14 protein-coding genes and 1 pseudogene are annotated in these 15,237 nt (G+C 67.4%); 6 read left to right on the top strand and 9 right to left on the bottom strand.

From position 1 onward, the window contains the following. Positions 1-56 precede the first annotated feature (56 nt). From EV666_RS01055 to EV666_RS01080, 6 genes are all read right to left on the bottom strand, one after another. Positions 57-1,034: an NADPH:quinone oxidoreductase family protein gene (locus EV666_RS01055; protein ID WP_132001707.1), complete on the bottom strand. Its 978-nt coding sequence runs from the start codon at positions 1,032-1,034 to the stop codon at positions 57-59. A gap of 116 nt (positions 1,035-1,150) precedes the next feature. Further along, on the bottom strand, positions 1,151-1,762 hold the full coding sequence (locus EV666_RS01060) for a 2-hydroxychromene-2-carboxylate isomerase (protein ID WP_132001710.1): 612 nt from the start codon (positions 1,760-1,762) through the stop codon (positions 1,151-1,153). Between the two features lie 24 nt (positions 1,763-1,786). Then, a complete protein-coding gene (locus EV666_RS01065) occupies positions 1,787-2,491 on the bottom strand; it encodes a glutathione S-transferase N-terminal domain-containing protein (protein WP_132001713.1) in 705 nt (234 codons plus the stop codon). Between the two features lie 143 nt (positions 2,492-2,634). Beyond that, positions 2,635-3,468 carry a crotonase/enoyl-CoA hydratase family protein gene (locus EV666_RS01070; RefSeq protein ID WP_132001716.1) on the bottom strand — a complete coding sequence of 278 codons (834 nt, stop codon included), beginning with the start codon at positions 3,466-3,468 and terminating at the stop codon, positions 2,635-2,637. A 119-nt stretch (positions 3,469-3,587) separates the two neighbouring features. Beyond that, entirely contained in the window at positions 3,588-4,568 is a 981-nt protein-coding gene (locus EV666_RS01075) for an ROK family protein (protein ID WP_132001719.1), read from the bottom strand. 62 nt (positions 4,569-4,630) lie between these two features. Beyond that, positions 4,631-5,179, bottom strand: coding sequence for an NADPH-dependent FMN reductase (locus tag EV666_RS01080; protein WP_132001722.1), 549 nt, complete (start codon positions 5,177-5,179; stop codon positions 4,631-4,633). A gap of 153 nt (positions 5,180-5,332) precedes the next feature. Here EV666_RS01080 and EV666_RS01085 point away from each other — a divergent pair, with 153 nt between their 5' ends. Both EV666_RS01085 and EV666_RS01090 read left to right on the top strand, forming a co-directional pair. After that, the gene (locus EV666_RS01085) at positions 5,333-6,916 is read left to right on the top strand and encodes an AMP-binding protein (RefSeq protein WP_132001725.1); all 1,584 of its coding nucleotides are present in this window, start codon (positions 5,333-5,335) and stop codon (positions 6,914-6,916) included. 113 nt (positions 6,917-7,029) lie between these two features. After that, positions 7,030-7,932, top strand: a complete 903-nt coding sequence (locus tag EV666_RS01090) for a class D beta-lactamase (RefSeq protein ID WP_132001728.1) — start codon at positions 7,030-7,032, stop codon at positions 7,930-7,932. Positions 7,933-7,937: 5 nt separating this feature from the next. Here EV666_RS01090 and EV666_RS01095 read toward each other — a convergent pair whose 3' ends face one another. Beyond that, positions 7,938-8,564, bottom strand: a complete 627-nt coding sequence (locus EV666_RS01095) for a TetR/AcrR family transcriptional regulator (protein ID WP_132001731.1) — start codon at positions 8,562-8,564, stop codon at positions 7,938-7,940. A 505-nt stretch (positions 8,565-9,069) separates the two neighbouring features. Between EV666_RS01095 and EV666_RS01100 the strand changes: the two genes are divergently transcribed. From EV666_RS01100 to EV666_RS01110, 3 genes are all read left to right on the top strand, one after another. Beyond that, positions 9,070-9,828: an SDR family NAD(P)-dependent oxidoreductase gene (locus tag EV666_RS01100; RefSeq protein WP_132001734.1), complete on the top strand. Its 759-nt coding sequence runs from the start codon at positions 9,070-9,072 to the stop codon at positions 9,826-9,828. 204 nt (positions 9,829-10,032) lie between these two features. Then, positions 10,033-10,827 carry an enoyl-CoA hydratase/isomerase gene (locus EV666_RS01105; RefSeq protein WP_132001737.1) on the top strand — a complete coding sequence of 265 codons (795 nt, stop codon included), beginning with the start codon at positions 10,033-10,035 and terminating at the stop codon, positions 10,825-10,827. 242 nt (positions 10,828-11,069) lie between these two features. After that, on the top strand, positions 11,070-11,855 hold the full coding sequence (locus EV666_RS01110) for an enoyl-CoA hydratase/isomerase (RefSeq protein WP_132001740.1): 786 nt from the start codon (positions 11,070-11,072) through the stop codon (positions 11,853-11,855). Positions 11,856-11,954: 99 nt separating this feature from the next. Here EV666_RS01110 and EV666_RS01115 read toward each other — a convergent pair whose 3' ends face one another. Then, on the bottom strand, positions 11,955-13,850 hold the full coding sequence (locus EV666_RS01115; RefSeq protein WP_132001743.1) for an AMP-binding protein: 1,896 nt from the start codon (positions 13,848-13,850) through the stop codon (positions 11,955-11,957). A gap of 245 nt (positions 13,851-14,095) precedes the next feature. Continuing rightward, positions 14,096-14,374, bottom strand: a pseudogene (locus EV666_RS01120) (AMP-binding enzyme); the annotation flags it as partial. A 158-nt stretch (positions 14,375-14,532) separates the two neighbouring features. Between EV666_RS01120 and EV666_RS01125 the strand changes: the two are divergent. Further along, the gene (locus EV666_RS01125; protein ID WP_132001749.1) at positions 14,533-15,228 is read left to right on the top strand and encodes a hypothetical protein; all 696 of its coding nucleotides are present in this window, start codon (positions 14,533-14,535) and stop codon (positions 15,226-15,228) included. Positions 15,229-15,237: the final 9 nt, after the last annotated feature.

Here is a 15,237-nt window from a genome sequence, read left to right on the forward strand (position 1 = left end):
CAGCGGGGCGCTCCCGTTCCGCCGGGAACCCCGCCATGCTCCACCGGCTCACCGGCTCACCGGGTCTGGATCACCACCCGGCCGATGGCCTTGCGGTCGCGGATCAGTTCGAATGCCTCGCGCCAGCGCTCCAGCGGCACGATATGGGAGATGTGCGGCTTCAGCCGGCCGCTGGCGGCCAGTTCGGCAAGGGCGGCTTTCGAACGCTGGCCGCTGGCCGGATCGTGCTTCGCCGACTCACCGGCGCGCACGCCGAGCACGCTGGCGCCCTTGATCAGCACCAGATTGGTCGCCGCCTTGCCGACCCCGCCGGTGAAGCCGATGATGAGCAGGCGGCAGCCCCAGTTCATGCAGCGCAGGCTCTGCTCGAAAATCTCGCCGCCGATCGGGTCGAACACCACGTCGGCCCCCTTGCCGCCGGTGAGGCGCTTGACCTCGTCCTTGAACGGGCCGGCGCCGTAGAGAATGGCGTGGTCGGCGCCGTTGGCGCGGATGACGTCGAGTTTCTCCGGCGATGAGGCGCAGCCGATCACCGTCGCCCCCATCATCTTGCCAATCTGCACGGCGGCGAGGCCAACGCCGCCGCCGGCGCCGTGCACCAGCAGCACCTCGCCGGCCTTGAGATGGGCGCGCTCATTGAGCGCGTACCAGGCGGTGAGGTAGGCGACGCGGAAGCAGGCGCCCTCGGCGAACGACAGGGCGTCCGGCAGCGGCTCCAGCTGCGTTTCCGCCGTCACGGCCTCTTCAGCGAAAGCGCCGGTCTTGCCGCCCATCATCACCCGGTCGCCGACCTTGAAGCGTGTGACGCCCGGCCCGGTCTCGCTCACCACGCCCGCCGCCTCCATGCCCGGAACGTAAGGCGTTTCGGGCTTGAACTGGTAGCCGCCGGTGGTCATCAGCAGATCGGGAAAATTGATGCCGGCGGCGTGGATCTCGACGCGGACCTGCCCGGGGCCGACCGGCGCGCGCGGCGTCTCCTGCAATGAAAGCCCGTCGAGACTTTCGAGGGCATGACAGATGACGGCGCGGGGCATGGGCGTTTCCTCAATGTCTGATGTCTGTTTTGTTGCCGGGCGCGACGGCGCGACGGCGCCTGGCGCGATGGGCTTTGGCGCGACGGGCTTTGGCGCGGCGGGATCGCTCCGCGCGGTCAGGCGGCGCGGGCGCGCAGGATGGCGTCGCGGATCAGCGGCATGCGGTCGTTGCCGAAATACATGTCGCCGCCATTGACGAAGATGGTTGGCGAGCCAAAGCCGCCGCGCGCCATCACCTCGTCGGTATTGGCGCGCAGGGCGTCCTTGATCTCCTGCTGGCCGATGGCGGCGAAGAAGGCGTCGCGATCGATGCCGAGGCGATCGAGAATCGGCGCGAGATGCCCGTCCTGGGAGATGTCGTTCTCATCGCGCCAGTAGCTCTCGAACACGGCGCGGGCGAACGGAACCATCTTGCCCTGGGGCAGCAGCCAGACGCAGCCGCGCATGGCCTTGACGCTGTTCACCGGGAACACCTTGGGCCAGTTGATCTCAATGCCGCAATGGCGGGCCCAGTCCTGCAGGTCCTTGCGCATGTAGTTGGCCTTCTGCGGCACCGGCTGCTGGCGCGAGGCGTAAACCGTGGGATTGATGGTGTTGAAAATGCCGCCCACCATGATCGGCTTCCAGGTGATGGTTTCACCCAGTTCGTCAGCCAGCTTGATGAGCGAATCGAAGCCCAGGTAGGTCCATGGGCTGGAGCAGTCGAAGAAGCATTCAATTGTGGTCATCGGGAAGCCCTGGATGCGGAAATGTCAGTTACCGGCTGGCGCGGCGCCGGCGGCGGTCTGGCCGAACAGCACCTTCTTCGCCTCATCGGTCATGGGCTTGCGCCAGTCCTTGCCCACGTCGAGGCCGGCCTGCAGCTTCGGCCGCTGGCGCAGTTCGGCGTACCACCGCGCGATATGCGGGTAGGCGTCCAGGGAGATTTCCTGGGCCTTGTGGGTCATGATCCACGGGAAAATCGCCATGTCGGCGATGGAGTAGTCGCCGGCGACGCAGGCGCCGGTCTGGCCGAGCTGGCGGTCGAGCACGCCATAGAGTCGCCGGGCTTCATCGCCGTAACGCCTGACGCCATAGGGCACCTGCTCCGGGGCGTAGAGCTTGAAATGGCCATGCTGGCCGAGCATCGGCCCGAGGCCGCCCATCTGCCACATCAGCCATTGCAGCACGCGATAGCGCCCGCGCACGTCCGTCGGCAGGAACTTGCCGGATTTCTCCGCCAGATATTCGAGGATGGCGCCGGATTCGAAGATCGACACCGGCTCGCCGCCGTCGGCCGGGGCCGTGTCGACGATGGCCGGCATGCGGCCGTTGGGGCTGATCGCCTGGAATTCCGGTTTGAACTGCTCGCCCGCGCCGATGTTCACGGGGACCACCCGGTACGGAATACCGGCTTCCTCCAGCATGATGGTGATTTTCCAGCCGTTCGGGGTCGGCCAGTAGTGCAGATCGATCATGGGCGTTTCTCTCCTCAGCCGGCTTCATGCGGCCGGTCTGGCGAACCAGGTCTGTCAGGGCGTGGGGACGCGTCCTGACAGGGGAACGCCCGGCGCGGCGCCAGCCACGCCAGGCGGTGATCGCCGCCTTTGGCGGGGCGCCGTCAGATCTTCGGATCGGCGTATTTGGCCGGGCGCTTTTCCAGGTTGGACATGATGGCCTCGACCTGGTTGGGGCTGCCGATCAGCACGCCCTGCTCGATCGACTCGTCAATCAGACCTTCCATCGGTGAAACGATGGCGGCGCGGTTGAGGATGCGCTTGCTGGCGCGGATGGCGTCCGGGCTCCTGTCGGCGATGAGACGGGCGGTTTCCATGGCCTCGGCGTAAGGATCGGCGCAGACGCGGGTGGCGAAGCCGTAATTCAGGGCTTCCTCGCCGTTGAAGATGCGGCCGGTGTAGGTCAACTCGCGCACCACGTCCTCGCGGGCGAGGTGGCGCATGATCTGGGTGCCGGCCATGTCCGGCACCAGGCCCCACTTGATCTCCATCACCGACATGCGCGTATCCGGCGTGACGTAGCGCATGTCCGCGCCGAGGGCGAGCTGGAAGCCGCCGCCGAAGGCGACGCCATGCACGGCGGCGATCACCGGCACGGGCAGTTCACGCCAGCCCCACACCGCATATTGCGGGCGGTTGGCGGCGCCGTGGGTGCGCGGCTCCAGCTTGCGCGGCACGGCGGCTTTCCCATCGTCCTGGCCGCTATCCGCGCCCTTGCCGGCCATCTTGCCGAAGTTGCCCATGTCGAGGCCGGCGCAGAAGGCCCGGCCTTCGCCAGACAGCACGACAACGCGCACGGCGGGGTTCCTGCCAAGGGTTTCGATCGCCTCGACCAGCGCGTCGAACATGGCGTGATCGAGCGCGTTCATCTTGTCGGCGCGCACAAGCTTCACGTCGGCGACGCCGCCAGTAATGTTGATCGCGATACGCCCCTGCATGGTCATCGTTCCTCTGGTTCTGCCGTCCGCAGCCTCATTCGCCGCGTAGCCTAACAAGCATTCGATTGAATTGGTCGCTGATGGTCAGGAGCGCGGGGCAATTGTCAAGCGCCGTTGCGTCAGCGGCCAGCCGCGCCCAGGCTTGCGGCGGGGAGCCAGGCGGCGCCGCGCACGCCGGAACTGTCGCCATGGGCGGCCCTGCGAACCGGCGTGTCAAATACGTCGGAGAACACGTGCGGCGCGATGGCCGCCGGCAGGTCGGCGTACAGTTCATCGACATTGGACATGCCGCCGCCCAGCACGATGACGTCCGGATCAAGCACGTTGACGACGGCGCCGACGCCGCGCGCCAGCCAGTCCAGATAGCGCCGGTAGGACGCCTGGGCGAGGCGGTCGCCGGCGCGCATGGCGGCGATGACCTGCTGCGCGCTCATCGCCTCCAGCGTCGGCCGGCCGTTTCGCCGGAGCGACGCCATGTGATCGCGGGTGAAGGCCGGGCCGCTGAGAAAGGTTTCAACGCAGCCGGTCCGCCCGCAATAGCACGCCCGGCCGGCGGCTTCCGCGTCGGTCATGGCCGGCAACGGCATATGGCCCCACTCGCCGGCGATGGCGTTGCGCCCGGTCAGGGGGCGACCGGCAATGGCAAGGCCGGAACCGACGCCGGTGCCGAGGATCAGCGCCCACACCACCGGCGCGCCGGCCCCGGCGCCATCGGTCGCCTCGGAGGCGGCGAGGCAATTGGCGTCGTTGGCGATGACCGCCGGGCGGCCAAGCGCCGCCTCCAGGTCGCGTTGCAGCGGCCGGCCGTTCAGCCAGGTGGAGTTGGCGTTGCGGATGAGGCCGGTGGCCGGGGAGGGGGAGCCGGGAATGCCGAAGCCCACCGGCGTCGTCAGGGGCGGCGAGCCGGCTTCGGCCTCCACCTGCGCCACCAGCGCGGCGATGGCCGCGACGCCGGCCTCATAATCGTGGCGCGGGGTGGCGACGCGCCGGCGCGCCAGCTGCCGGCCGTCGGCGGCAAGGGCGATTGCCTCGATCTTGGTGCCGCCGAGGTCGACGCCGAGCCGCACCGGCTGGCGGTCGTCTCCGCCGGAGGGCGCCATGGATGGACAGGCGGCGCCCGCGGGCGCCGCGCCCGTGGCGGCGGGCGTCCGCGGGCCGGCGCTCACCGGACCAGACGGTCGATGTGGGCGGCGAGCGCGTCGACATAGCCTTGCAGGAACTTGCGCGTTCCCTCATCGGTGATGGCGTCGTCGGCGTCGATCAGGCCGGGTCTGGCGCTGAAGTACAGTTCGGGCTGCGACATCAGCAGGGCGCCGGCGGCGCTGGCGGCCGTGCGCACATGGGCCTGGCCCGCCGCCGTGCCGATGGCGCCGGGGCTGGCGCCGGCGATGGCGGTCGGCTTGTGCATCCAGCTGCTCTTGCCATAGGGGCGGGAGCCCCAGTCGATGGCGTTTTTCAGCAGGGGCGAGGTGGAGCGGTTGTATTCCGGCGTCAGCAGCAGGGCGGCGTCGGCGGCCTCCAGCTCCCGCTTGAAGCGGGTGACCGCTTCCGGCGGATTTTTCCACAGGTCGTCATTGTACATGGGAAGATCGTCGATCTTCAGGAAGCGGAACGCCAGCTTCCCCGCCGCCAGCTTCGCCAGGGCGCGGCCAAGCTGCTGGTTGAGCGAACCTTCCCGGACGCTGCCAACGACGACTGCAACTGTTTTCATTTCGTTTACCTCGCTGTGGTCCGCCGGGCGATGGGTTCGTTCACGACGCGCGCAGCGCGCCGCCATTGCCAATTACGGGCCTGTCCGGCGTAATGTCCGGCAAATTATGCATTGGCCAGCCCGCCTGGAAGAGGCGCGCTGCGGGAGGACATGATGGCGACCTTGCGACCCGGCCTGGGGCACCCGTTCGCGGGCCAGGACATCCGCACCCTGGTAGACTACCGCGCACGGGCGAGCGCCGACAAACCGTTCATCATCTGGGAACCGTTCGAGGGGCCGGGGCTTGCCTGGTCCTACGCCCAGTTCGCCAACCGGCTGGCCCGTTTCGCCGCCGGTTTGCAGGCGCGGGGCGTGCGGCCCGGCGACCGGGTGCTGGTGCATCTCGACAACTGCCCGGAATCAATCGTGGCCTGGCTGGGCTGCGCCTATGCCGGCGCGGTGGCGGTGACCACCAACGCCCGCTCCAGCGCCGACGAGCTGACCTATTTCGCCGATCACAGCGGCGCCGTCGCCGGCATCACCCAGCCGAAATTCGCCGATCTGGTCGCGGGGGCGTGCAAGGGCCTGCGCTGGCTGGCGGTGACCGAGACCGACAATGGCGCCGACGCCGGGGCCAATCGCCCCGCGCCGGCCGACGCCTTCAGCGCCATCGACGGCGAGCCGGCGGCGCTGCTCGCCCGGGCGCACGATCCGATGGCGCCGTTCTCGCTCCAGTTCACCTCCGGCACCACCTCGCGACCCAAGGCGGTGTTGTGGACCCACGCCAACGCCCTGTGGGGCGCCAAGGTCAACGCGGTGCACGAGGAGCTGCGCTCCAGCGACACGCATCTGATGACCATGCCGCTGTTCCACACCAACGCCCAGGCCTACACGCTGCTGGCGAGCCTGTGGGCCGGGGCGACCTGCGTGGTGCAGCCGCGATTCTCGGCCTCGCGGTTCTGGCCGGTGTCGCTGAAGCATGGCTGCACCTGGGCGTCGATGATCCCGTTCTGCATCAAGGCGCTGATGGCGCATGACGTGCCGCCGCACAGCTACCGGGCCTGGGGCGTGGGCGTGTGCGACGCGCCGTGGGACGCCCACTTCGGCGTGCGCTCGCTGGGCTGGTGGGGCATGACCGAGACCATTACCCATGGCACGGTGGGCGAACTGCACAGCTACAGCCGGCCGATGTCGATGGGGCGTTGCGCGCCGGAATACGCGGTGCGCATCGTCGACGACCAGGGGGCCGAACTCGGCGCGGGGGAAACCGGCGACTTCCAGATCAGGGGCATTCCCGGCCTGTCGCTGTTCGCCGCCTATGATGGCAACGCGCAGGCGACGCGCGATTCGTTCACCGACGACGGCTGGTTCATCACTGGCGACCGGGTGTCGCTGATGGAGGACGGCTTTTTCGTTTTCGCCGATCGCAGCAAGGACATGCTGAAGGTGGGCGGCGAGAACGTCGCCGCTTCGGAGATCGAGCGGGTGGCGCTGCTGGTTCCGGGCATCTCCGAAGTCGCGGTGGTGGCGAAAAAGCATCCGATGCTGGATGAGGCGCCGGTAGCCTTCATCCTGCCGCTGGCCGGCCAGCAGCCGGCGCCGGATCTGGCCGACCAGGTGATGGCCGCGTGCAAGGCGCAGCTGGCCGGTTTCAAGGTTCCGCACGAGGTGCGGATCGTCGCCGAGCTGCCGCGATCGACGCTGGAGAAGATCAACAAGGCCACCTTGCGCAAGATGCTTGCTGACGAGCAGGCCTGAGCTGTTCAGGCAGAGCGGGCCGCGTGCGCCGGCGCACGGGCGGATCGCCAGGGGAGCGACAGGATGGGATGGTTGCGACGCTAAACCCTTTGCGGGCATCCCTGGAGCATCCGATGAGCACAGTATGGTCTGACGGCGTGGACGCCGGTTCACGCGCTGGCGGTTCAGTCGCCGCCGGTTTTTTGACGGCGGTTCTGCTGGCGGCTGGCCCTGCCTCGGCGCAACCGGCCGGCAAGGCGCCGGCGCCGCGGGTCGTCGATCGTTGCGTGCTGGTGGTCGATGTGGCCAGCGGCGCGCGCGTGCATCGCGACGGTGATTGCGGCGCCCGCCATGCGCCGGAATCGACCTTCAAGGTTCCGCTGGCGCTGATCGGTTTTGAGACGGGGCTGCTGAGTGGTCCCCATGATCCGCTATGGCGCTACGACGCATCGTTCAGGGCGCCGAAACGCGACCAGAAGGACGTGGACCCGGTGATCTGGGAGCGCGATTCGGTGGTCTGGTTCTCGCGCGAACTGGTGAAGCGGCTGGCGGCGCGGGACGGCGCCGGCGCTTTCGGCGCCTGGGTCGCCCGGCTCAATTACGGCAACCAGGATGTCTCTGGCGATCCGGGGAAGAACAATGGCCTGACCAACGCCTGGCTGTCGTCGTCGCTGAAAATTTCACCGGAGGAGCAGGCGGCGTTTGTCCGCCGGCTGCTGCGCGACGATTTGCCGGCTTCGGCGCAGGCCATCGGGAAAACGCGCGCGATCATTCCTGAGTTCGCCGCGGAGGGCGGCTGGACCCTGCATGGCAAGACCGGTTCATCGGCGGTCATGAAGGTCGCCGATGGCCGCCAGGATCACGGCTGGTTCGTGGGCTGGGCCCGGAAGGACGGCCGCACGCTGGCCTTCGCCATCCATGAGCGCACCCGCAATCCGCCGGCCAGCGAGGCCGCCGGGCCACGGCTGCGGGCCAGCGTCCTGCGCGATTTCCCGGGCTGGGTAGAGCAGGTTCGGGGCGACGCGGCCCCGAAATGACGCCGTCAGGTCGCCGGCGTGTTGCCCTTGCGCACATAACGCAGCACGCCGATGACCTGGCGGGCGACGTCGGCCGGCGACAGATGCGATGACGGGCGATACCAGATGACCGCGCTGTTGAGCGCGCCAAGCACGTGCAGGCGGAACAGGTTGCGGTTGACGTCTTCCGGCAGGTCCAGCGGCTCGATCAGGCTGTCGAACAGCCGGTCGTGCTCATCGCGCGACTGGATCAGGCGCGGGCGCACGCCAAGCAGGCTCGGCGGGAATTTTACATCCAGCACCGCCGTCCGGTCGCCGGTCAGCAGGGTTTCGCAGTGGGCGATGGCGGCGGCCTCCAGCCGCGCCCACGCGCCCTCGACGCCCTCGATCGCCTTCCGCACCGCCTCGGACACCATGCGGATATTGGCGTCGTAGACGGCGACGAACAGCTCTTCCTTCGAGGCGAAATGGTAGTACAGCGAGCCTGAGAGCAGACCGGTCGCGGCGGCGATCTCCCGCATGGAGGCGCCCTCGAAACCACGGGCGGCGAACAGTTTGCCGGCTTCCGTCAGAATCTGCTTGCGGCGCTCCGCCGCGCCGGCGTCCGAACCACGCTCGCTGTCCTTGCGCATACGTCCCGTCGATCTGGCCATACAACCTCCACTACGCGCCACGCCGCGCCCGGGAAAGGCGCGTCAGGGCGAAACCCGGCGCCAGAACAGGCGGGGCTTCGCGCTGTCTTTCTGTCCTGACGCGATTTCCCGGCGGAGCCGTTGCTCCGGCGCGCCTGAAAACGCCCTGGCCAGCAGCGTCCGGTCGCGGGGGGCGCGACGGTACCGCTGCGCCAGTCTAACAAACGATAGGTTGATGGGCTAGTGGAGCGGATTTGACATTTGCAACCACCCCTGAATCCCGGGGGACGCCGCCGCCAGATGCAAAAATTCCAGACAAAAATCAACAGATTGCCGGATGAGCTTCGGGCTGCGGTCGCCGCTTCAGGACGCCGGATGGCGGGGCGCCCGCCCCAGAATCAGGGCGCCGGCGGCGTTGACCAATATCGTTTCGCCTCTTGGTCTTCCACCTCACATCGGCTACAGGCCAGTGGAATGGAATAACGCGAAAGGCGCGTGCGCCAATCGCGCGACGGAGTAGACTGGCATGGATATCAACGGCGTTTCCGCAATCGTCACCGGCGGTGGTTCGGGCCTCGGCGAGGCGACGGCGCGCGCGTTGGCGGCGAAGGGCGCGAAGGTCGCCATCATCGACCTGCAGGACGACAGGGCCCGCGCCGTCGCCGCCGACATTGGCGGCATCGCCGTGCGCGCCGACGTGACCAGCGAAGCTGATGTCCGCGCCGCGCTCGCGGCGGCCGCGCAGGCCCACGGCGTCGTTCGCATCGCCGTCAACTGCGCTGGCGTGGCTCCGGCGGCCCGCGTGGTCGGCAAGAAGGGGCCGCACCCGCTTGAGCAGTTCCAGAAGGTGATCAACATCAACCTGGTTGGCACCTTCAACGTGATCCGCCTTGTGGCGGAAGGCCTGGTGGAGGCTGATCCGGTTGGCGAGGAGCGCGGCGTCATTGTCAACACCGCTTCGGTCGCGGCGTTCGACGGCCAGATCGGCCAGGCGGCCTACGCGGCGTCGAAGGCCGGCGTGGCTGGCATGACCCTGCCGGTCGCCCGTGATCTCGCCCAGTACGGCGTGCGCGTCTGCACCATCGCGCCAGGCCTGTTCCTGACGCCGATGCTGCTTGGTCTGCCGGAGGAAGCGCAGAAGAGCCTTGGCCAGCAGTCGCCGTTCCCGTCGCGCCTCGGCAATCCGTCCGAGTACGCCAGCCTGGCGGTGCAGATCGTTGAAAATCCGATGCTGAACGGCGAGACCATCCGCCTCGACGCCGCCATCCGCATGGCGCCGCGCTGAGGATATTCCGGCAGGGCGCCCGCCGGCCGGCGCCGGAAACTGGCGCCCGGACGACAGGGCAAAAGCCGGTTCAGTGAGAACGGATTTCGCCCTGCGCGGATTTTGCGTCCCTGGGGGCGCGGATATCAGGCGGGGCGCTCCAGCCGGGGCGCCCGCCATTATGGAAGGCGCGGTCCCCTGCGGCCGCGTCGCAGGGGAGGAAACATGACGCTCGAACGCATGAAGCTCACCATTGATGGCCCGGTCGCCATCCTGGCGTTCAACCATCAGGAAGTGCTGAACGCCCTGTCGCCGCAGCTGCTGGCGGATTTCGCCAAAGCGCTGGACACCATTGAAGACCCGGCCAGCGGCGTGCGTTGCCTGGTGCTCACCGGCGAGGGCCGCGCCTTCTGCGCCGGCGCCAACCTGCAGGGCGACATGGGCAAGCGCGAAGGCGGCAAGATCGACGCCGGCGCGGCGCTGGAAACCGTCTATCACCCGATCCTGCGCCGCCTGCGCAATCTGCCTTTCCCGATCATCACCGCCGTCAACGGTCCGGCCGCCGGCGCCGGCATGAGCTTCGCGGTGATGGGCGATCTGATCGTCGCCGCCCGCTCGGCCTACTTCATGCAGGCGTTCCGCCGCATTGGCCTGGTGCCGGACTGCGGCTCCACCTGGCTGCTGCCGCGCCTGATTGGCCGCGCCCGCTCGCTGGAACTGTCGCTGCTCGGCGACCGCCTGCCGGCCGAGAAGGCGCTGGAATGGGGCCTGATCAACCGCGTCGTCGATGACGGCGAGGCGCTGAACGAGGCCCTGAAGCTGGCGACCGAGCTGGCCAATGGCCCGACCGTGGCCCTCGGCCTGATCCGCAAGCTGTACATCGAATCGACCGACAACAGCTTCGAGGAGCAACTGGATCTGGAGCGCCAGTCCCAGCGCACCGCTGGCCGCGCCCAGGACTTCGCGGAAGGCGTGCAGGCGTTCCTCGAAAAGCGCCCGGCCCAGTTCAAAGGCCGCTGACGGCATGCGCGTCCGCAGCCATGCAATGTTGCGGCGCCTGAATGATCTGAAAGCCCTGGCGAAAGCCGGGGCTTTTTGTTTGACTGACGCATGCGGAAACAGGCCGGGCTGTCTGGCGCCTGACGTTTGTCCGGCGGAACCATCCCCGGATGGCGCGCAACGGCTGCGTGGAAAACGCGGCAAAATAAAAGACAAGGCGGCAATCCGGTCCACATGAACCGGTCCGCTCCCTGGGAGGATACATGGACTTCAAATACATGAAGCTGACCCTGGAGGGTCCTGTCGCCGTGCTGGCGTATAACCGGCCCGAGGTGCTCAACGCCATGTCGCCGGAATCACTCGCCGAATTCGGCGAGGCGCTCGACATCATCGATGATCCGGCCAATGGCGTGCGCTGCGTGGTGCTCACCGGCGAGGGCCGCGCTTTCTGCGCCGGCGCCAATCTGCGCGCGCGCGCCTCCGGGGACGCGCCGGAGGCAGGCGCGGTGCTGGACACGTCCTACCATCCCATCCTGCGCCGGCTGCGCGCCCTGCACTGTCCGCTGATCACGGCGGTCAACGGGCCGGCGGCGGGCGGCGGCATGGCGTTCGCGCTGATGGGCGATCTGATCGTCGCCGTCCGTTCGGCCTATTTCATGCAGGCGTTCCGCCGCATTGGCCTGGCGCCGGACTGCGGCTCCACCTGGCTGCTGCCGCGCCTCATCGGGCGCGCCCGCTCGCTGGAGCTTTCGCTGCTGGGCGAGCGCCTGCCGGCCGAAAAGGCGCTGGAATGGGGCCTGATCAACCGCGTCGTTGATGACGGCGAGGCGCTGAACGAGGCGATGAAGCTGGCGCGCGAACTGGCCAACGGCCCGACCGTGGCGCTGGGGCTGATCCGCCGGCTCTATGCGGAATCGAACGAGAACAGCTTCGAGGAGCAACTCGACCTGGAGCGGCAGTTCCAGCGCGCCGCCGGCCGCGCCAGCGACTTCGCCGAGGGCGTGCAGGCGTTTCTGGAGAAGCGGCCGGCGCGGTTTACCGGGCATTGATGGGCGTCGTTCCCTGACGGGACAGGATTCGCGGACATGAAAAAGGGCGCTCGCTGGAGCGCCCTTTGTCCGTTCAGGGTCCGTTCGGCTTCCGGCGGTTTACTCGGCCGCCACCTGCGCGCCTTCCGGCAGGGTGCGGGCGTCGAGCACGATTACGTCCGCATCCGGCTGCCTGGCGAACAGGCGCTGCACCAGATCGTTGCGACGCTCCAGCGTGGCGCGCTGGTTGATGTAACCCTTGTCGGTGATCTCGTTGCCGTCGACAGAGGGTGGCTCGGACATCAGCAGGGCGCGGGCGACGCGGGTGCTGGAGCCAGGATTGTCCGCATTGTAGGCCTTGAGGCCGTCGCGCACCGTGGCGATCACCGCCGGATGACGGATCAGCTCTTCGGCGCCGGCGTCCGGCAGCCCGGCGATCTGCCGGCAGGCCATGACGTTCGGGAACACCAGCAGGGCGATGTAGTCCTGATCCTGGCCGGCGACCACCGCGTCCTGCGCCGCGGGCGACATGGCGGCCACGGCGGCGACGCGCAGCGAGCCAACATGGACGAAGGTGCCGGTCATCAGCTTGAAGTCCTCGACCACGCGGCCGGCGAAGACCAGGCCTTCCTCCGGGCGGTTCTGGTCGACGAACACGCCGGCGTCGCCGATCTTGTAGAAACCTTCCTCGTCGAAAGCCTTTTCCGTCAGCTCCGGCTGGCGGTAGTAACCGGGGGTGACCGTGACGCCGCGCAGGCGCAGTTCGTATTTGTCGCCGACAGGAACCATCTTCAGCTCCATGCCGGCGAAGGGCAGGCCGATCAGGCCGACGCGCTCCGTCTCCCAATAGGTATAGGTGGCGGTCGGCGCCGTCTCGGTGCAGCCCCAGCCGGTGGAGAACACGTAGCGCTTGCCGGTGTATTTCACCGCCAGGTTCTGCATGCGGGTGTAGAGGTCGTCCGGCAGGGTGGCGCCGCCGTAGCCGAGCTGGCGCAGGTTCTTGAAGAACGCCTTGCACAGTTCGGGATCGCGCTCCATGGCCGACACCAGCGCGGCGAAGCCGGCCGGAACGCTGCCGTAGTAGGTGGGCGAGATCTCGCGCAGGTTGCGGATGGTTTCGTCGAACTGCCCGGGCAGCGGCCGGCCGTCGTCAATGTAGAACGAGCCGCCGTCCGCCAGCACCGAATGGAACGTCGAGTTGCCGCCCATGGTGTGGTTCCAGGGCAGCCAGTCCAGCACCGTGCGCCGGGTTTCGGCCGGGTCGCGCGGGCAGGCCTGCTGGCCCATGGCGACGTTGGCGGCCATCATTTCCTGGGTGTTGATGACGGCCTTCGGCATGCCGGTGGAGCCGGAGGTAAACAGTAGCTTGCCGACGGTCTGGGGCCTGATGGCGGCGATGGATTCCGCCACGGCGCCGGTCACCGGCGTCTTCTCCCAGTCGGCGTAGGCCACGCTGTCGACGCCAGGCGCCGGGCGCTCCACATGGACGATGGTGACGCCGGTGAGGTCCAGCGCCTTCAGCGCATGGGCGAAAGCCGGGCCGTCCTGCACCATGATGACGCCGGGCGTCAGCAGGTTGAACACATGCTTGAGCTTGGTGAAGTCCTGGCTCATCAGCGAATAGCCGGGCGACACGGGCGCCGCCGGCAGGCGCGCCTGCATCGCGGCCTGGGTCATCAGCGCGTGCTCGATCGAATTGCCGCTGAGGATCATCACCGGGCGGTCTTCGCCCAGGCCGAGGTTGAGCAGCGCCTGGGTCAGGGCGTCGACCCGCTGTTTCGCCGCGCCGTAGGTCACAGTGTCCCAGGCGCGATCGGGGCCGCGCCGCTGGGCCAGCCACACCGCGTCCGGCGTCTCGGCGGCCCACTGGGCGAGAAACGCCGGGATGTGCTTCTCGTAAGCCTTGAGCGGGATGCGCTGGCGCATGACCATGGAGCCGTCGGCGCGCCGCTCGAGCTCGATGTCGCGCGGCATGAAATTCAGTTTATGGAACGGCGGCAACTGGCTTCCGGCCATGGCGTCTCTCCTGCAGACCTTTGCTGGGCGCGCATCAACCGCCGCGCCGTGTTGAAGCGCGCCGCCGTGCCCAGTCATTGTGGTCGCCGACGATATATCTGAATGGCGGTACACGCCAGTACTTGGCTGGGAATGCTGGCGATAACGCCTATTCGCGGAGCGCGTGGCAGGGCGCGTTTTTGGGGTGGACAATAAAAAACGCCCGGGTTGCCCCGGGCGTTTCCATATCGCGCCACATCGCCGGATCAGGCGACAGCGGCCGGGCCTTTGGCCTCTTTCGGCCAGTAGCGGTCGCGCAGGATGCGCCTCATCAGCTTGCCGGTCGGGGCGCCCGGCAGTTCGGGGCCGAAATCAATGCTCTTCGGGCGCCTGATGGGCGACAGCTTCGTGCGGCAATACGCCATCAGCCCGGCGGCCAGTTCCGGCCCCGCCTGATAGCCGTCGCCCGCCTGCACGACAGCCTTCACTTCCTCGCCCATTTCCGCGTTCGGCGCGCCGAACGCGGCGGCGTCGGTGACGGCGGGGACGACAGGAGATGAACGGTCTGTTGCTGGTGTTATATGAAGTTTTGCAAGACGATATTTAGGTCAGTTTATAGCGGTGTATTATTTACCATTATAAATGATAATATATTGTGATGAATTATAATGTATTTTGTGTATTCATCTGAAAAGGCGTATTTATGGATTGGTTCTATGATATTTTCGAGGCGAGTTGGCCCAGGGATGCGGCAGCCGCAGTGCGGTCTGACAGGGTTGATGACGCCGCCGAAGTTCGTGGCGCCCTTCACGGTGGTGGGATGCGCGTTCAACGCAGTCCGCCGGCTAGCTCAGACCGGCTGCTTGTCCCGCAGAAGGGTGACAAGTATTACGATGTGCACAAGGCTATAGAGCAGAAACACGCCGCGCAGAACAGCTTCAGGGGCATTGTCAATGCTTCTGCCAAGAGGGTTCAGGCCAATGCCGCGCCGAACGCGATGTTTTTTCTGAGAAAAGACGTTGACGATGAAGTGCGTCCATACCGGATGGAGGAGTTGGCCTCGGGGCGACGCCACGTGCCGGATGGCCTCTATATATTTGCACTGCCTGAAGATGCTGTGGGAGAAGTTGTTTGCGGCGATTCTGGCCCGCACCAACACGTGGGCGGGCCGCCGAAGGTCGCGGGGCATGCGGGCCTGGCGCACCAGCAGCGGGTGATGTTCGCCGGCCATCTGTATTTTGCAGATGGCGTGCTAACTAGCTGGACCAATGAGAGCGGGCATTATCAGTTCTCGGCCGCTGCTGGAAAATCATCCGCGTTGCCGCCGCACATAAGAGAGCTGCTGCTGCCTCGCGAACTGTACGCTCCGCGCATTAACTTCACCAGTTATTCATACTGATACGGTTGC

This window comes from Camelimonas lactis, from assembly GCF_004342915.1.
GTDB lineage: Bacteria > Pseudomonadota > Alphaproteobacteria > Rhizobiales > Beijerinckiaceae > Camelimonas > Camelimonas lactis.